The following is a 19,740-nucleotide window of genomic DNA, read 5'->3' as shown; positions in this document are numbered from 1 at the left end:
AAGGAGATTTTGAATATGGAGCAGTACTGGAACATCAGAAAGCACATGCAGTCTTATTACAGCTACAATTAGTGGAGGAGGATTTAAATATGGAAGTGAGCTTAACAGTCATCAATCAGTTGGCCTATTTATTTATGAATGGAAAGAGTCATGAGAACAGTGAAACAGTGGAGGATGTCAAAGATGCAAAGGACATACATAACAAGTATATGAATACAGATGAAGTGATTAAAGGATATGAGTTAGAAAGAGAACGATTAATCATTCAAACAAAGATGAATAAGGCAAAAAGGGAAGGAAAAAAAGAAGGAAAAGTTGAGGAACGCTATAACAATGTATTGGAATTGATACAGACATTGTATCAAAAAGATACAACTAACTGGTTAGATCAATGTAGTGAAGAACAACTCAAGAGAGCATTTCATTTGATTGCTAAAAAACTGAGTTATGAAGAGTTTAAAGCTGAAATGTTGAAGTAGTGTTATGAAAACGATATTAAAGAAAGGATAAGATTATGCTAAGAAATTTAGAAGATTGGGAAAATTTATGGTATTTATAAGGTTTTGTAATAGGATATGTTGAAGGTTTTGTAAAAGAATATTATAAAGTTGATGATTTTGAATGGATTAATAGATGCTCACATGATCAGTTAATGAGAGTCTTTGAATTAACTGGTCTGCATTTAAGTTATAAAGAATTTAAAGAAGCAATAATGAAGTAGCATGCAAACAAAGTTTATGATAGTCATAGACTTTGTTTTTATTTCCTCTTTATAAGAGGAAATAAATTGTATGAAAATGGAATTTTATAAGAGAAAAAGTATTGTATAATAAATAGTGTATAGAAGGGAATGTGTTGATATGGATAAAAAAAGAGTTATTCAATTAATAAAAATATTAAGTCATACTCAGACTCCAATAAGTGGTCCAGAGTTATGTGAACAGTTAAATGTAACAGTGAGAACACTTAGAAATGATATCAAAGAATATAAAACTGAATTATTACAAAATGGGATAGAAATTATATCTAAACATGCTGTTGGATATGAATTGTCTATTGTTGATGAAGAAAAATATTATCATTACTTAGAAGATATGATGAAAGAAGAATCTGAAAATCAAATGCTTATTCCTATCTATCCAGAAGAACGTGTGAATTATTTAATTCGTATGTTTTTAACACAGGATGATTACATAAGAATAGAAGATATATGTGATATGATTTTTGTTAGTCGTTCTACACTCAGTGGTGATTTAAAAGAAGTGAGAGAGAAATTAAAGTATTTTCATTTAGAATTGGAAACAAAGCCTTCTTATGGATTAATGATTACAGGAAGTGAATTTCATAAACGTTCATGTATATCACAATATTTTTATCATACCAATGGGAATGATGATATGTTTTTATCACAGACAAAATCAACCAGACAACAAGAGGAAATATCAAGCATATTATATGAAACAATGGTTACTGAGAAATTTAAATTAACAGATATTGGTTTTCAAAATCTTGTGATTCATATTATGATTGCTTTATTAAGACTCAAAGAAAAACAACAACAGACACATTATGAATACGATGAAACTATAAAAAATACCAAAGAATATGAAATCGCTATTGAATTATGTAGAAAAATTGAAAAGAATTTTCATGTCATATTCCCTGATATAGAAATTTATTATATTGCTTTACATCTTTCAGGTAAAAAAGCTGTTCAATACAATTCTAATTCTCTTTTTATGAATCATGAATATGAAATTCTTATGACACAAATCATTAATGAAATAAAAGAAAAATATAATATTGATTTTACTGCTGATATGGATTTACAAACATCTTTATCATTGCATCTCCAACCAATGATGAATAGATTAAAATATGGTATGTATATCCAAAATCCATTATTAGAACAAATTAAAACAGAAAATCCACTCGCATTTGAAATTAGTGTATTAACAGCTAATATGATTACAAAAAATTATCAAGCGGATATCAGTGAAAATGAAATTGGCTATATTGCTTTACACTTTGCATTAGCTATTGAAAGATATCAAAAACAAGGTCCTAAGAAAAACATTATTATTATATGTGCAAGTGGTATGGGAAGTTCACAGATTCTTTTATATAAGATTAAGCAAAAATTCAAAGAGAACATCAACAGTATCTATGTAACAGAACTATATGAACTCCCTAACATCAATCAAAGTCTTTATGATTTTATATTAAGTACAGTTCCTATTCCATTTCCGACACAAATACCGGCAATACATGTTCAATACTTTTTAGATAATCAAGATATGATCTCATTAAGTGACGTCTTTAAAAATCAAAGTGAAATGTCTTTTGTTGATCAATATTTCCATGAAAATCTTCTTTTTAATGATTTAAAAGGAAAAACAAAAGAAGAACTGATTCATGAAATGTGTACATATATCAGGCAAATGAAAGATGTACCCAATGAATTTGAAGAAGAAATCTTTAAAAGAGAAAACTATTCTGTGACAGAATTCGGTAATATGATTGCTATGCCTCATCCAATGAATCCACTCACAAATGAAACATTTGTTGCTGTCGGAATTCTTAAAAAGGCAATAAAATGGAAACATCAACAAGTGAAGTATATCTTTCTATTAAGTATTCAAAAGAATTCACAAGATGCGTTAGGGTTGTTACATGAAACACTTTCTTCTCTTGTTTACGATAAAAAAGCTATGCAGGAGTTAGAGAAAGATTCGTCATTAACAAATCTTAAAAAGATTTTAAAAAGAATTGCAGAAGAACAAAAAGAAAATGATATAGATACATTATTTGGTTAATAATTTCCTCTTTATTAAAGGAAATGAGTTCGATTTAAGTATTTTCTAATTTAATTATAATGAAAGTAGGTAGAGGGCAATGATAAAAATTCTATTATGTTGTTCAGCGGGGATGTCATCAAGTATCCTTGTTAAAAATATGAGGGAAGCAGCAAGTCAAGCAGAAATTGATTGTGCAATTGCTTCAATAAGTGTTATACAACTAGAACAATATATATTAAAGTCTGATTTAGTATTAATAGCACCACAGTGTGCACATGAATTTGAAAGAATTAAAAAGATTGCCACACCTTATTCAATTCCAGTATTCCTTATCGGCCGAAAGGAATATGGGGAAATGAATGGAAATAAAGTTTTAATTAGAGCACTTAAACGAATTGAATTTCAACAGGAGGAATTAAAAATGGATCGTATATCGGGGTTTATTGAGAGAAAAATAATGCCTATTGCTTTAAAGGTTGGGAGCAATAGAACATTAACAATTATTCGTAATGCAATGTGTGCAGCAATGGCATTGTTAATTATTGGAAGTGTTTCTATTTTATTAGCGAGCATTCCATATGAACCAGTAGCAAAGGTATTGGAACCAGTAGCACCTTTCTTTACTGCTATTAATGCGTGTACAACAGGGATTTTAGCACTGTTTATTGCAGGTGCAATGGGATATTATGGAGCGGAAGCGTTTAATGTTAATAGATGGTCAAATGTGGTGACATCTACCTCTGCATTTGTGTTAACACAGTATAATTTAGAAACAGGAATAGATATTTCAGGATTTGGAACATCTGGATTACTTACAGCGATTGTTGTGGGTTACATTACAGTTAGAATTTTAGCATTGTTTGAACAAAAGAATTGGGGAATTAAAATGCCTGATGGGGTACCACCAGCAGTTAGTCATTCTTTTTCATCATTAATTCCAGCAACAATTGTTATGACATTATTTGGTATTATTGCAATTGTATTTAAATTTAACCTTAATACTTTTATGGCTACATTAATGTCACCAGTATCTTCATTATTACAAACATCTTGGGGATATGCTTTATATCACAGTTTGATGGGGTTGGTTTTCTTCTGTGGTATTAATAGTGCAGTTGTTTGTGATGTTGCTTATCCATTTTTATTAGCAAATGGTGTGGCTAATGAGGCTGCTATTGCAGCAGGAAAAGCACCAATCTTTGCAGCTACATATGGAACAGATACAATGATTTGGGCAGGAGGTACAGGAGCAACAATTGGATTAATGATCTTAATGACTTTTATTGCAAAAAGTCAATACTTTAAAACATTAGGAAGAATGTCAATAGGACCAGGTATCTTTAATATTAATGAACCAATCATTTTTGGAACGCCGATTTGTTTTAACCCATTATTCCTTTTACCATTTGTAATTTTACCTGGGGTTTTAGCTTTTACAACTGTGACATTGATGGAGACAGGCATCATAGCTATGCCTACTGTATCTATGGTTCCTTGGACAACACCACCAGTTATTATTGGATTTATTATGACAAGTGGAGCATGGTCTACTACAATTTGGGCACTCATTATTGTGATCATATCAGTTGTTGTATATTATCCATTCTTTAGAATTGCAGATAAACAGCAGTATGCAAAAGAAATTAATGAAAGTCAATCAGAACTTAATGATAATTTAGAGGCAGGTGTATAGTATGGCTCGGGCTCAAACATTTCCTAAAGATTTCTTTTGGGGCGGAAGTATTGCTGCTCATCAATGTGAAGGTGCTTGGCAAGAAGGTGGTAAAGGTCCTGGTATGATGGATTACTGTACTGCTGGAAGTTATGGAGTACCAAGAAGATTTACAAAGGAACTTGAGAAGGGGACAATATATCCTTCTCATGAAGCTATTGACTTTTATCATAGATATAAACAAGATATAGCATTGTTTGCTCAAATGGGATTTACAGCCTTACGTATTTCTATTGATTGGTCACGTATTTATCCTCATGGGGATGAAGAACAACCCAATCAAGAAGGATTGGATTATTATAAAGATGTTATTCAAACATTAATTGAATACAATATTGAACCAATTGTTACATTATTTCATTTTGAAATGCCTGTTCAATTAGTAAGAAAATACAATTCATGGTTGAATAGAAACTTAATTGATTTTTATCTAAAATATGTTAAGACTGTTGTTAGTGAGTATAAAGGATTAGTGAAATATTGGGTGACATTTAATGAAATGAATCATATTGATCCTCAAACTGAAGCATCAGACTTCTTTGTCTATATGCTTGCTGGTCTTACATATGGAGAATTACCAGGTGATAAGAGAGAATCATTAGCTACCATTGGGTACAATATGACATTAGCAGGAGTAAAAGCTGTAAAATTAATAAAAGAAATAGATGAAAACAATATTGTAGGATGTGTTTTTGGTATTCATCCAATTTACCCCAGAGATTGCAATCCAATTAATGTTATGAATGCATTTAAGGAAATGGATAGGGATTACTATCAAATAGATGCTATGTGTAATGGAAAGTTCCCAACATACAAAATTAAAGAATATGAAGATTTTGGCATTCATTTAGAAATAAATAAAGAAGATGCAAAAGCATTTGCAGAAGGTCAAATAGATTTCATTGGATTAAATTACTATCAAACAGGAGTATCAAAAACTGGGGAAGGTCATGAAGATGATGAAAAATTATTTGGTGGTGTTCAAAATCCATATCTAAAACAAAGTAAATGGGGTTGGGCTATTGATCCTATTGGAATCAGATACTTATTAAACTATACCTATCGTAAATATGGATTACCTATTATGATTACTGAAAATGGTCTAGGTGCAGTAGATGAATTTATTGATGGAAAGATTCATGATGGTTATCGTATTGATTATCTTCAACAGCACTTAAGTGAAATAAAAAAAGCAATAGTAGAAGATCATGTAGAATGTTTTGGATATCTCATGTGGGGACCAATTGATTTAGTCAGTGCTACAACAGGAGAAATGAAGAAAAGATATGGTTTTATCTATGTGAATAAAAACGATGATGGAACAGGCGATTTAGCAAGAATACCTAAAGATTCATTTTACTGGTATCAACATATTATTCAAACACAAGGCGTTGAATTATAAGATAGACTTAAATTATTTTTGACATTATGGGCCACTTTATGTGGTTCTTTTTATGTTTATAAATATATTTAAGCAAGTTACTTGATTTTATAAAGTTAATGTGTATAATGAAAGTATAAAAGATAACAGGAGGAATAAAATATGAGTCTTATAACAGTAACAAGTGATAGTATAAAAGAATTAAAAGATAAAGAAGAGGTTGTTGTTGAATTTTGGGCACCTTGGTGTGGATATTGTAAAAGATTAGCACCTGTTTTAAAACAAGTAGCAAAAGATGTTGATATTTATCAAGTCAATATTGATGATTTAGAAGCGTTTAGTGATGAATATGGGATTGAAACAATTCCAACTTTACTTGTTTTAAGAAAAGGTGTAGCAAGCAATCAGCTTATTGCTCCACAGGCAAAAGCAGTGATTACAGATTGGTTAAAATCTGAGAACATTCAGTAGAAAAGAGGAAAATATATGAAACAATATGATGTTGTCATCATTGGTGGTGGACCAGCAGGATATAGTGCTGCTTTATATAATGTAAGAAATGCAAGATCTGTTTTAGTCATTGAACAGCTATCAGCAGGTGGACAAATGGCTACAACTGGTAATGTTGAAAATTATCCTGGATTTGATGAAGGTGTAGATGGTTTTGATTTAGCTGAAAAAATGCAAAATCAGGCAGAACGCTTTGGTGCAGAAACTCTTTATGAGACAGTCACTGAAGTTAAACTTGATGTCCACCCTAAAGAAATCATTACAACAGATGGAACAGTTTATGCAAAGACAGTTGTTATAGCAACTGGTGCACACCCAAGAGAATTAGGAGTGGGTAAAGAAAGTCAATTCAGAGGACATGGTGTTGCTTATTGTGCAACATGTGATGGGATGATGTTTAAAGATAAAGATGTTGTCATAGTTGGTGGTGGAAATAGTGCCATTGCTGATGCATTGTTCTTAGACAAAATATGTCATAAAGTTACATTGATCCATAGACGTGATGAATTACGTGCCTCACGTATTTATCAGCAACAATTAGAGAAAAGTAATATTGAATTTATTTGGAACAGTCAAGTCACTGAAATCATTGGTGATAAACATTTAACAGGTGTTAATGTTCAAAATTTAAAAACAAATGAAATCAGTGAACTTACAACTGATGGTCTCTTTGTAGCCATTGGAAGAGTTCCAGATACAGAATTAGTAAAAGGACAAGTAGAACTTGATAAAAGAGGGTATATTATAGCTGATGAGACAACACATACAAATATTGATGGTGTCTTTGCGATAGGTGATGTACGTACAAAAGCATTACGTCAAATCGCAACAGCAGTTTCAGATGGAGCAACATGTTCGTTTTATATAGAAGAATATTTATTAAATAAGGAGCGATTTTAATGAAAATGAAAGATAAAGTTGTTATAATTACAGGTGGTGGAAAAGGTATTGGTCGAGGTGTAGCTGAAGCATTTGCTGAAGAAGGTGCTAATCTTGTCATTACTGGTCGTCATCAAGAAGCATTGAATCAGGCAAAAGCAGAGTTAGAAGAAGAATTTCACAATCAGGTTTTAGCATTACAGGCTGATGGATCAATTGAAGAAGATGTAAAAAAGGTTATTCAAAAAACGGTTGAAAAATTTGGACATATTGATGTTTTAATTAATAATGCTATGGCATCTCGCTCTGGAATGATGCTAACAGAACATAAGAAGGAAGATTTTGAACTTGCTATTCAAACAGGACTTTATGCAGTCTACTTCTATATGCGAGAAGCACATCCATATCTTAAAGAAAGTCATGGAGCAGTGATTAACTTTGCATCTGGTGCTGGATTCTCTGGTCGTATTGGACAATCATCATATGTGGCAGCTAAAGAAGGAATTCGTGGTTTAAGTAGAGTGGCAGCAACAGAATGGGGATCTGATGGTATTAATGTTAATATTATCTGTCCGTTAGTAGAAACACAGCAAATGTTAAAATGGAAAGAAGAACATCCAGATCATTATGCTAAAACAATTCAAGGCATTCCATTAGGACGTTTTGGAGATGCTAAGAAAGATGTAGGTAGAACTTGTGTATTTTTAGCAAGTGAAGATGCAAGTTTTATGAGTGGTGAAACAGTTGTTTTACAAGGTGGTAGTGGACTCCGACCTTAATAAAAAGAAAGCACATTATAATTAATGTGAAAGGTTAATAATTATGATTCAGGAATTAATAGAATTTTATAGTGAACGTTCTGATTTTCTCCTCCCTTTGATATTAGAACATTTACAAATTTCAATGATAGCAATCATTATAGCTACAATTATAGGTATATCAGTAGGTATATTTATTGCTGAAAATAAGAAAACATCTCCAGTAATATTAGGGATTGTGAGTTTTTTATACACAATCCCTTCCATTTCAATGTTAGGATTTTTAATTCCAGTAACAGGTATTGGAAATAAAAGTGCTATTATTGCTTTAAGTATATATGCATTGTTACCAATTATAAGAAGTACTTATACAGGTATTCAAGGTGTTGATCAGGATGTTTTAGAAGCTGCCAAAGGAATGGGAAGTACACGTTTACAAATCTTACTAAAAATTAAACTCCCCTTAGCATTTCCTGTTATTTTGTCAGGATTTAAAAATATGACAGTAATGACTGTTGCTTTAGCAGGTATTGCTTCATTTATTGGTGCCGGTGGGTTAGGTGTTGCAATATATCGTGGGATTACTACAAACAATGTGATTATGACAATTGCAGGAAGTTTAGCAGTTGCAGTTTTAGCTTTCTTATTAGATTTCTTAATCGGAATATTTGAAAAATATATTCAAAATCGTCGTCATAGTCAAAAACAAAAACAACGTGTAGTTGCGATTCTTCTTGCAGTCATTTTGTTTTTCTCAGCAAGTCTTTTCTATGTTCCTCATCAAGAAAAGAAAATTCATATAGCAACCAAACCTATGACTGAAGAATTTATCATTGGTGAAATGATGAAACTGCTAATTGAAGATCGTACAGATATACAAGTTGAAATGACAAAAGGCGTTGGTGGAGGAACAAGTAATATTCATCCAGCAATAGTCAAAGGTGATTTTGATATCTATCCAGAATATACTGGAACATCTTGGAATTTTGTTTTGAAGGAAACAAATAGACCTGATGAAGAGACACTCTATAAACAATTGGTAAGTCAATATGAACAGAAATATCAACTTACATGGTTAGGATTATATGGTTTTAATAATACATATGGTATTGCAGTGACAAAAGAATTAGCTGAGCGATATCACCTCAAAGCATATTCAGATTTAGCATCTGTTTCAAGTCAATTGACATTTGGTAGTGAATATGATTTTTATGAGAGAGATGATGGTTATAATGCTATGGCAAAAGCCAATGATTTTCATTTCAAAAAGACTGTTGATTTGGATATAGGACTAAAGTATGATGCATTAAAGAAAGGTGAAGTTGATACCATTATTGCTTTTACGACTGATGGGAAATTAAGTGATCCAGACATTGTTTTATTAGAAGATGATCAGCAGTATTTTGAAAATTACTATGCAGGAACAGTCATTCGTCAGGAAACATTAGAAAAATATCCTGAATTAAAATCTGTCTTAGTGTTATTGAATGACCAGATCAATGAACAGCAAATGGCTGAAATGAATAATAAAGTAGAAACAGAAAAACAAAATGAAAAAGATGTTGCTAAAGATTTCTTGATAGAACATGGATTATTGGAGGAATCAAAATGAGTCAGATCAGATTAGACAAAATTAAAAAATCATATGCTCAACAAGTGATTTTAGAAGATTTCTCAGTAGAAATAAGAGATGGAGAAATGGTTACTGTTATTGGTGGAAGTGGTAGTGGTAAAACCACTATGCTTAAACTTATGAATGGGTTATTAACACCAGATATTGGTCATGTGTACATAGATGATACTGATATACAAACAGTGGATCAAAATCAATTAAGAAGAAATATAGGTTATGTTATTCAAAATATAGGTTTATTTCCACATATGACAATAGCGCAAAACATAGCTTATGTTTTAGAACTTGAGAAAAAAGATTCATCTTTTATAGAGAAAAGAGTTAAGGAATTAATACAGTTAATGAACTTAGATGAGGAAATCTTAAACAGATATCCCGATGAATTATCAGGTGGACAAAAACAGCGTATTGGGATAGCCCGAGCATTAGCTGCATCACCAAAAATATTACTGATGGATGAAGCTTTTGGTGCAGTTGATGAAATCACAAGACATGTTCTTCAAGATGAAATATTACGTATTCATCAGCAACTTCCTATTACTATTGTTTTTGTAACACATAATATTCAAGAAGCATTACGTTTAGGTGAACGTGTTATGGTTATGAAAGATGGTCAAATAGAACAGTTTGATAAAAGTGAACAGATTCAAAAAAATCCTCAAACAGATTTTGTCAAATTATTACTTTCGTATAGATAATGAAAAGCAAGAGTCTTCCATTAATGAGGAATTCTCTTGCTTTCATTTCTATCATTATCTTTATGATGCACATGACTCAAATATTCAACCGTATCTAAACCAGAGGAATGCTTGAGTATATAACCTACAAATTGTAATATGTATGACATAAATAATTCCCCCTTTTACAAAGAATTATAGAACAAAATGAATCAGATTATGCATTTTTTCTCATTAAGAAATAAAAATAACTTAATATTATTCATTTAATGTTATAATGAGATTTTATTAAAACTAAGGGAATCTCACATATCATAAAGAACAATCTTCTTTTAAAAATAAAAGGCTATTAAAAGAGATTCAACGATATTGTTAATCACATATGAAAGGGACAATTATTTTCTTAGTCAATGATTATTGCAAAGAAATACAATTAGAATTTCCAATTGTATTTGGTGTAAAAAAGGTTCACTTTCTCTTATTAAGAACAATATGATCAAGGAATAGATTTGTAAAGGCATGAAAATAAAAGATATTTATTCACAGGATATTTATAATTAAGATAAAAGTGGAAATATTATTTTTCCACTTTTTCTTTTATTGATGTATAATGTTGAGAAGAAAGTGGTGATTATCTTGAAAGATTTTCATAAGAAAATGAAATCAATAATGGTAATGTTAAGTTTATTAATGACATCATCATTGATTGGTATGTTATTTAAGTCTCTTAATTGGTCAGATACAAATATTATATTAATATATATTTTAGCTGTTTTAATGACATCACGTTTAACACAGGGATATGTTTATGGCATTGTAAGTTCTATTATAGCAACCTTTATGTTTAATTATTTCTTTACTGCTCCTATTTATACATTATCAGTTTATGATTCAAAATATTTTGTTACATTTGTTGTGATGACAATCACAGCAATAATTATGAGTGCATCTACAACACGTATTCAAAAATCAACAGAGATTGCTAATGAGAATGCTGATCATATGAAAACACTTTATACTTTAACCAATCGTTTATCAGATACATTAGATGATCAATCATTATGCCAAGTGGTTATAGAAATCTTTTCTCATGTTTTTCATTGTCAGGTAGGCTGTGTTTGCTTTCGTGAGAACATTGAGCAAAGTATTGTAATGTATGGAGAAAATCATCATATTCAACAATTAAAAATAGATAATATAAGAGCATATCAGGGGTGTTTTCAAAATATGGAAAAATCATATGTATCACTTAATCATCAATATCATTATCCATTATATGGTATTCATAAAATATTAGGTGTTTTGATTCTACCTCAAGAAAACATTGATCAGCTTGATGAGAATCAAAAGAGGTTATTAACATCAATGAATGAAAATGTTTCATTGGCTTTAGACCATATTTATGCAATAAAAGAACAATTACGATTCAAAGAAGCAACAGTGAAAGAAAGATATCGAAGTAACCTATTACGTGCAATATCTCATGATTTAAGAACGCCTTTATCAGGAATTATGGGAACTTCTGAAATGATTATGGATATGAATAAGGATAATCATGAAACATCTGAGTTAGCACATGGCATTTATGATGAAGCTAACTGGTTATATTTATTAGTAGAGAATATTTTAAGTTTAACTAAAGTGCAAGAAGGACAATTGGTGATTCATAAACAAGTAGAAGCGATAGAAGAAATCATTGGAAGTGCTATTTATCATGTAACTAAAAATAAAATGAATCATCAGATTCAGGTAGATGTTCCTGAAGATGTCTTAATGGTTCCAATGGATGCACAGTTAATTCAACAGGTACTTATTAATATATTCAATAATGCTATCAAGCATACACCAGAGAATCAGCCGATTTGTATTCATGCTTATCAAAAACAACAATATGCATATTTAGAAATAGAGGATTATGGTAAAGGGTTTGGAACTCAAAATCCTGATCAGATATTTGAAATGTTTTATACAAATAATACAGCCTTATCAGATGGTTCTAAAGGAATTGGTTTAGGATTAACAATCTGTAAAGCGATTATTGAGGCACATGGCGGTACAATTACAGCGAAAAACTGTCATTTACATTCAGGTGCAAAATTTATTATACAATTACCTATGGAGGAATGAGTATGACACAAAGAATATTGGTGGTAGAAGATGATGTTCAAATCAGAAAGTTTATTTGTTATTGTTTAGAGAATAATGACTATGAATATTTAACAGCAGCAAATGGTCAAGATGCTTTTAGAAAGATTGCAAATGAAAATATAGATTTAATATTATTGGATTTAGGATTACCAGATATAGATGGCGTTGATATTATTCGTAAGTTAAGAGAATTTTCAGAGATGCCTATTATTGTTGTCTCAGCAAGAGACAAAGATAAAGAAAAAGCTGATGTTCTTGATTTAGGAGCAGATGATTATTTAACCAAACCTTTTTCAGCGACAGAATTAATCGCAAGAATAAAAGTAGCATTTCGTCATTATTATCGTTTTCGCCAAATGCAAGTCCAAACTTTTTATAGGGTCAAAGATTTATCTATTGATTTAGATAAACATCTTGTTTATCTTCATAATCAGGAACTTCATGTTACCCCTATGGAATATCAATTATTAACAATGTTCTTTAAAAATATTGGAAAAGTATTAACAACGCACACAATTATTGAAGAAATATATGGAAAAGGCTATGGCAATGATACACAGGCCTTAAGAGCATTAATGGCAGGATTGAGACGAAAGATTGAAAAGAATCCAGCAACACCTGAATATATTCTCACTGAGATAGGTGTTGGTTATCGTATGAAAGAAGATACAGAGTAGCCACTTTTTCTAGACTCTTAATGAAATATAGTCATAATAAGGGTACAGATAAAAAATAATGAACTTTAAACAACACTTTGAGATATAAGTGTTGTTTTCTTTATATAATCTTTATACCTTATCTGTTTTTATTAACACCATCTTAAAATGATTCAGAATATACTATGTGTGAAATGAAAAGGGGGAAAGAGTATGGAGATTATTATCTCAATGATTGGTTTCATTGCAATGATTTTATTATTCTATTATGTGTATATTCTCATGAAGGGAGATAAGAAATGATGACAGGTACAATTTTACAGTATGTGATATATTTACTTGTTCTTGTTGTTTTGGCTATCCCACTTGGGGCATACATCAAGAAGGTTATGAATGGTGAAAAGACATTTTTATCAAGATTGCTGATACCATGTGAAAAACTTGTTTATAAAGTGATGCGTGTTGATATTAGTGAAGATATGAATTGGAAAAAATATGTAATCAGTGTATTGGTTTTTTCTGGTATTGGTTTGGTATTTTTATTCTTACTACAGTTATTACAAGGAGTATTATTAGGAAATCCGCAAGGTTTATCAGGTGTTAAATGGGATTTATCATTTAATACAGCTGTAAGTTTTGTAACGAATACAAACTGGCAGGCATATAGTGGTGAATCAACATTGAGTTATCTTACTCAGGCAGTTGGTTTAACTGTTCAAAACTTTGTTTCAGCAGCAACAGGTATAGCGGTATTGTTTGCATTGATTCGTGGATTTATGAAAGTGAAATCAAAGGGTTTAGGAAACTTCTGGGTAGATATGACAAGAATTGTCTTGCATATCTTAATACCACTTAATTTAGTCATTGCTATTTTATTAGTTGCTGGTGGTGTTATTCAAAATTTTGAACCAGCACAAAATGTATCTTTAGTTGAACCAATTGCAGTAAATGATAAAGGCGAGATTATTGAAAATGCAAATATTGATCTTAATAGTCAGACAGTTCGCTTGAATGGACAAATCGTGTCAGGGGCAAAAATTGTGACTGAACAGTTTGTGCCTATGGGACCAGCTGCGAGTCAGGTTGCTATTAAACAAACAGGGACAAATGGTGGCGGATATATGGGTGTTAACTCAGCACATCCACTTGAAAATCCCAATGCTTTTACAAATCTTTTGGAAATGATTTCAATCTTGCTGATTCCAGCAGCTTTATGTTTTAGCTTTGGATCAATGATAAAAAATAAAAAACAAGGAATCGCTATATTTTCAGCTATGGGAATATGTTTAGTTTTAGCATTAGGAGTTATAGCCGTGAGTGAGCAATATGCGACACCGCAGTTGGCTCAAGGTGGAAATGTTGATATTTCAATGGTTGATCAGCCAGGTGGAAATATGGAAGGAAAAGAAGCACGTTTTGGTATTGCGACTTCTGCAACCTGGGCAGCTTATACTACTGCAGCCTCAAATGGTTCAGTGAATTCAATGCATGATAGCTATACACCACTTGGTGGTATGATCACTATGTTATTAATGCAGTTAGGTGAAGTTATTTTTGGTGGTGTTGGCTGTGGATTATATGGTATGTTGGCATTTGCGATATTAACAGTCTTTATTGCTGGGTTAATGGTTGGTCGTACACCTGAATTTCTAGGAAAGAAGATTGAACCTTATGAAATGAAATGGGCAGTTGTTGTCTGTTTAGCAACCCCGATTGCGATACTTATTGGAAGTGGTATTGCTACAGCATTACCAAGTACAGTAGATAGTATAAATAATGGAGGGGCTCATGGATTATCGGAGATATTATATGCTTATTCATCATGTGGTGGGAATAATGGCTCAGCATTTGCAGGCTTTAATGCTAATACAGTTTTCTTAAACGTTTCATTAGGATTGGTTATGTTGTTTGCAAGATTCATACCGATTATTGGAACTTTAGCCATTGCAGGCAATTTGGTCACTAAAAAGAAGATTGCAGTAACAGTAGGAACTTTATCAACAACGAATGTCATGTTTGTTTTCTTATTAATTTTTATTGTCTTACTTGTAGGTGCGTTATGTTTTTTCCCAGCACTCGCATTGGGACCACTTGCTGAATTATTCAGTATGTTTTAAAGGAGGAATGTGATATATGGAAAATAAAAAAAGAGCATTCACAAATAAAAAAATACTTATGCGTGCAATTCAAGATTCGCTTATTAAATTAAATCCAAAAACACAGGTTGAAAATCCAGTTATGCTTTTGGTTTATATATCAGCTATCTTAACGACAGGTTTATGGTTTATGTCGTTAGGTGGTATTCAAGATGCCACCTCTGGATTTACTTTAGCTATTGCCATCATTCTATGGTTAACAGTATTATTTGCAAATTTTGCTGAAGCGATAGCTGAAGGAAGAGGAAAAGCACAGGCTGATGCTTTGCGAGCATCCAAAAGGGATGTTGAAGCACATCTCATTGATTCTATTGATAAAAAGGATGATTTTGTTGTTGTTCCTTCAACAGCTCTAGAAAAAGGGAATCTTGTGATTGTTAAAGCTGGAGAACAAATTCCTGGAGATGGTGAAATATTAGAAGGTGCAGCTTCTGTTGATGAAAGTGCGATTACAGGAGAGTCAGCACCAGTAATTCGAGAAAGTGGTGGTGATCGTAGTGCAGTGACTGGTGGGACAACAGTTCTATCAGACTGGATTGTTGTAGAAATGACAAGTGAACCTGGGCATAGTTTCTTAGATAAGATGATTGCCATGGTAGAAGGGGCTGCCAGAAAGAAAACACCAAATGAAATTGCCTTACAAATCTTTCTTGTTGCTTTATCGATTATCTTTATTTTAGTGACATTATCACTGTATACTTATTCGTCATTTTCAGCAACACAGGCTGGGATAAAAAATCCAACATCAGTCACGACGTTAGTTGCATTACTTGTTTGTTTAGCACCAACTACAATTGGAGCGTTATTATCAGCCATTGGAATTGCTGGGATGAGTCGTTTGAATCAAGCTAATGTTCTAGCGATGAGTGGGCGTGCAATTGAAGCTGCTGGAGATGTAGATATCCTTATGTTGGACAAAACAGGAACAATTACTTTAGGAAATAGACAGGCATATGAATTCATTTCTGTTGATGGATGCACTGAACATGAATTAGCTGATGTAGCACAATTATCTTCATTGGCTGATGAAACTCCGGAAGGAAGAAGTGTTGTTGTTTTAGCAAAGGAGAAGTTTAATATTCGAGGTAGGAGTTTAGAAGATAAGAATCTTGAGTTTATACCCTTTAGTGCTAAAACAAGAATGAGTGGTGTGAATTATGCTGGACATGAAATTCGTAAAGGCGCTGCTGATTCAATTAAAGACTATGTAGAAAAGCAAGGTGGAGTCTATAGTCATGATTGTGAACGAGTGGTGAGTGAGATTGCACATCAGGGAGGCACTCCATTAGTAGTTGCTAGGGATCATAAGATTTTAGGTGTGATTCATTTAAAAGATATTATTAAGAGTGGTGTTCAGGAAAAATTTGCTGATCTTCGTAAAATGGGAATCAAAACAATTATGATTACTGGTGATAATCCTTTAACTGCAGCAGCGATTGCAGCGGAGGCTGGTGTTGATGATTTTTTAGCAGAAGCAACACCAGAAGGAAAACTTGAAATGATTCGTGATTTTCAGTCAAAAGGTCATCTTGTTGCAATGACAGGAGATGGAACAAATGATGCTCCAGCTCTTGCTCAAGCTGATGTTGCTGTTGCGATGAATAGCGGAACACAAGCCGCTAAAGAAGCAGGAAATATGGTTGATTTAGATTCATCTCCAACAAAACTAATAGATGTTGTAAGAATTGGTAAACAGTTATTAATGACACGTGGAAGTTTAACAACTTTCTCAATCGCCAATGATGTTGCAAAGTATTTTGCAATCATTCCAGCGTTGTTTGTTGGATTATATCCTGGGTTACAGGCTTTAAATATTATGAGCTTATATTCACCTCAAAGTGCAGTATTATCAGCAATTATTTATAATGCTTTCATTATTATTGCATTAATTCCATTAGCTTTAAAAGGTGTTAAATATCGTGAAGCAACTGCAGGACAACTATTATCTAGAAATTTATTAGTATATGGATTAGGTGGGATTGTTGCACCGTTTATTTGTATTAAAGTTATTGATATAATGTTAGTTGTTTGTCATTTGGTATAGGGGGAGTGAAGAAAATGAGAATATTAAAAAATATAGTGCCAAAAGCATTGATGATATTTATGATCTTTACATTGGTTTGTGGAGTGTTTTATACGGGTATTGTGACAGGAATTGCACAGGTGTTTTTTCCGGATCAAGCCAATGGAAGTATTATTGAGGTTGATGGGAAGAAATATGGAAGTGAATTACTAGGTCAGCAATATACAGATGAGAAACATATGTGGGGTCGTGTTATGAATATTGATGTTTCCACTTATGTCAACCAAGATGGAGATCCAGTTATGTATGCTGCTCCATCTAACATCAGTCCGGCAAGTCAAGAATATCAGGATTTAATTGCTCAACGTGTCCAAAAGATCCAAAGTTCACATCCAGATAAAAAGAATATCCCTATTCCTGAAGATTTAGTGACAAGTTCAGGAAGTGGTTTGGATCCACATATTTCTCTTGCTGCTGCCAACTATCAAGTTGAACGTATTGCCAAAGCACAAAATATGAATGAATCTAAAGTTCAAGACATTATTAAAAAATGTACTGATGTAAAGTTTTTAGGAATATTGGGTGAAGAGACAGTAAATGTCTTAAAAGTGAATTTAATGCTTGATGGTATTTTAAAATAAAAGATAATGGATTTTCATCCAATATCATTAAGTTAAGGATTTAAATCAATAAAGTCTTATCAGATAACAAGCTGAGAGACTTTTTTATCTAGATCATAAATCTTTATACTATCTTTATGTGAAGAGTGATAAAATAAAGCGGGGTGGTAAGGATGTTTGAAAGAATGCAACCAGATGAAATCTTAAAGAGAATTCAAGCTCAGGAAGAAAAACAGAGAAGGGGTCATTTGAAAATCTTTTTTGGATATGCAGCAGGAGTTGGGAAAACTTATGCAATGTTACAAGCTGCACATACTGCAAAAAGCAGGGATGTTGATGTTGTAATAGGATATGTAGAACCACATGCTCGTCCAGAGACAATGAGGTTAATTCAGGGATTGGAATGTTTAAAACCAAGAATGATAACCCATCATAAAATTGATTTAAAAGAATTTGATTTAGATACAGCCTTACTTAGAAAGCCAGACTTAATATTAGTTGATGAATTAGCACATACTAATGCCGAAGGTTTAAGACATCAAAAAAGATATCAAGATATAAATGAACTTTTAAATGCGGGAATAGATGTTTACACGACAGTTAATGTTCAACATATTGAAAGTTTAAATGATATGGTAGCATCAATTACAGGAATCTTAGTAAGAGAGCGTATCCCAGATTATGTATTTGATGATGCTGATCAAGTAGAACTTGTCGATATAGAACCTAATGACTTAATTGAGCGTTTAGAGGATGGGAAAATTTATCAAAAACAACAAGCTCAAAAAGCTCTTGGTAATTTTTTTGATATTGATAATCTAATAGCTTTAAGAGAAATTGCTTTAAGAAGATGCGCAGATCGTATCAATAAAATGTTTGAACTTACCAAGGCTGATAAAGATGGAGATTATTATACAGGAGAACATATTTTAGTTTGTATCTCACCATCACCAACAAATGCAAAAGTGATTCGAACTGCCGCACGTATGGCATCGGCATTTAAAGGACGATTAACAGCTTTATATATAGAAACTTCTGATTATGAACATATGGATCAAAAGAATCTTCATACATTAAGTGAAAATATGCATTTAGCACAGCAGTTTGGGGCAAGAGTTGAAGCTGTTTGTGGGGATGATGTAGCTTATCAGATATCCGAATATGCTCGTTTATCCAATGTTTCAAAAATTGTTTTGGGCAGAAGTCAAACCAAAAAAAGATTCTTTGCAAAATCCTCGTTAGTTGAACAATTAACAACGGCTGCACCTAACTTAGATATTTATATTATTCCTGTTAAACAATCACTTACTTATCATTATCAAAAGCATAAAGAAAATATCCAGTTTACTATGAAAGATTTTATTATCAGTATTGGTTTTATAATATTTGTGACAGGAATTGGTTATCTGTTTCAATGGTTAGGGTTTAGCGAAGCTAATATTATTACGATTTATATATTAGGTGTATTGATGATATCTGTGATGACAAGTCAGAGAATCTATAGTATTGTCTCATCAGTTGTCAGTGTCCTTGTCTTTAATTTCTTTTTTACGGATCCTTATTTTACATTTCAAGCCTATGATTCAGGATATCCAATAACTTTTGTCATTATGTTTCTAGCTGCCTTTATAACAAGTGGATTAGCAGTACAAATGAAGAAAAACACTAAAAAAGCAGCCCAAACAGCCTATAGAACAAAGATATTACTTGATACAAATCAATTATTACAAAAAAAAATAAAAAAGGGATTATAGACGTTATATGTCAGC

The 19,740-nt window shown here is 32.1% G+C and carries 16 protein-coding genes; 15 read left to right on the top strand and 1 reads right to left on the bottom strand.

Going from position 1 to position 19,740, the window contains the following annotated elements; all coding sequences use genetic code 11:
- From BN350_RS19460 to BN350_RS15125, 9 genes are all read left to right on the top strand, one after another.
- Positions 1-479: hypothetical protein (locus tag BN350_RS19460; RefSeq protein WP_044600376.1), on the top strand; the 479-nt coding region annotated here is incomplete at its 5' end.
- Positions 480-860: 381 nt separating this feature from the next.
- Positions 861-2,816 carry a BglG family transcription antiterminator gene (locus BN350_RS15160; RefSeq protein WP_028044356.1) on the top strand — a complete coding sequence of 652 codons (1,956 nt, stop codon included), beginning with the start codon at positions 861-863 and terminating at the stop codon, positions 2,814-2,816.
- A 79-nt stretch (positions 2,817-2,895) separates the two neighbouring features.
- A complete protein-coding gene (locus BN350_RS19455) occupies positions 2,896-4,491 on the top strand; it encodes a PTS transporter subunit EIIC (protein ID WP_044600375.1) in 1,596 nt (531 codons plus the stop codon).
- A 1-nt stretch (position 4,492) separates the two neighbouring features.
- Positions 4,493-5,932, top strand: a complete 1,440-nt coding sequence (locus BN350_RS15150; RefSeq protein WP_028044355.1) for a glycoside hydrolase family 1 protein — start codon at positions 4,493-4,495, stop codon at positions 5,930-5,932.
- 141 nt (positions 5,933-6,073) lie between these two features.
- The gene (locus BN350_RS15145) at positions 6,074-6,382 is read left to right on the top strand and encodes a thioredoxin family protein (protein ID WP_028044354.1); all 309 of its coding nucleotides are present in this window, start codon (positions 6,074-6,076) and stop codon (positions 6,380-6,382) included.
- A 15-nt stretch (positions 6,383-6,397) separates the two neighbouring features.
- Positions 6,398-7,321, top strand: coding sequence for a thioredoxin-disulfide reductase (gene trxB, locus BN350_RS15140; protein WP_028044353.1), 924 nt, complete (start codon positions 6,398-6,400; stop codon positions 7,319-7,321).
- Positions 7,321-8,079: an SDR family NAD(P)-dependent oxidoreductase gene (locus tag BN350_RS15135; protein ID WP_028044352.1), complete on the top strand. Its 759-nt coding sequence runs from the start codon at positions 7,321-7,323 to the stop codon at positions 8,077-8,079. The genes trxB and BN350_RS15135 overlap by 1 nt, the downstream gene beginning before the upstream one ends.
- Positions 8,080-8,122: 43 nt before the next feature.
- On the top strand, positions 8,123-9,670 hold the full coding sequence (locus BN350_RS15130) for an ABC transporter permease/substrate-binding protein (RefSeq protein WP_028044351.1): 1,548 nt from the start codon (positions 8,123-8,125) through the stop codon (positions 9,668-9,670).
- Positions 9,667-10,389 carry an ATP-binding cassette domain-containing protein gene (locus BN350_RS15125; protein ID WP_028044350.1) on the top strand — a complete coding sequence of 241 codons (723 nt, stop codon included), beginning with the start codon at positions 9,667-9,669 and terminating at the stop codon, positions 10,387-10,389. Before BN350_RS15130 ends, BN350_RS15125 begins: the two co-directional genes overlap by 4 nt.
- Positions 10,390-10,409: 20 nt before the next feature.
- On the opposite strand, the gene BN350_RS21715 is transcribed toward BN350_RS15125, so the two are convergent.
- Complete coding sequence (locus tag BN350_RS21715; protein WP_261797227.1) at positions 10,410-10,538, bottom strand: hypothetical protein; 129 nt, start codon at positions 10,536-10,538, stop codon at positions 10,410-10,412.
- 466 nt (positions 10,539-11,004) lie between these two features.
- Between BN350_RS21715 and BN350_RS19450 the strand changes: the two genes are divergently transcribed.
- The 6 genes from BN350_RS19450 to BN350_RS21455 all read left to right on the top strand — a co-directional run bounded on the left by BN350_RS19450 (position 11,005) and on the right by BN350_RS21455 (position 19,725).
- Positions 11,005-12,495, top strand: coding sequence for a DUF4118 domain-containing protein (locus tag BN350_RS19450; protein WP_187117148.1), 1,491 nt, complete (start codon positions 11,005-11,007; stop codon positions 12,493-12,495).
- Between the two features lie 2 nt (positions 12,496-12,497).
- Positions 12,498-13,193 (top strand): response regulator, encoded by a 696-nt coding sequence (locus BN350_RS15110; protein ID WP_028044349.1) that lies wholly within the window; start codon positions 12,498-12,500, stop codon positions 13,191-13,193.
- Positions 13,194-13,474: 281 nt separating this feature from the next.
- Positions 13,475-15,289, top strand: coding sequence for a potassium-transporting ATPase subunit KdpA (kdpA, locus tag BN350_RS15100; RefSeq protein WP_028044348.1), 1,815 nt, complete (start codon positions 13,475-13,477; stop codon positions 15,287-15,289).
- 16 nt (positions 15,290-15,305) lie between these two features.
- Positions 15,306-17,372, top strand: coding sequence for a potassium-transporting ATPase subunit KdpB (gene kdpB, locus BN350_RS15095; protein WP_028044347.1), 2,067 nt, complete (start codon positions 15,306-15,308; stop codon positions 17,370-17,372).
- 14 nt (positions 17,373-17,386) lie between these two features.
- Positions 17,387-17,992, top strand: coding sequence for a potassium-transporting ATPase subunit KdpC (kdpC, locus tag BN350_RS15090; protein ID WP_028044346.1), 606 nt, complete (start codon positions 17,387-17,389; stop codon positions 17,990-17,992).
- 152 nt (positions 17,993-18,144) lie between these two features.
- Positions 18,145-19,725, top strand: coding sequence for a DUF4118 domain-containing protein (locus BN350_RS21455; RefSeq protein WP_231385301.1), 1,581 nt, complete (start codon positions 18,145-18,147; stop codon positions 19,723-19,725).
- Positions 19,726-19,740 lie beyond the last annotated feature (15 nt).

This window comes from Candidatus Stoquefichus massiliensis AP9 (assembly GCF_000455285.1).
Lineage (GTDB): Bacteria > Bacillota_I > Bacilli_A > Erysipelotrichales > Coprobacillaceae > Stoquefichus > Stoquefichus massiliensis.
Note: the sequence above shows the minus strand (reverse complement) of the source record. Positions and strands in the feature narration are given on the sequence as shown.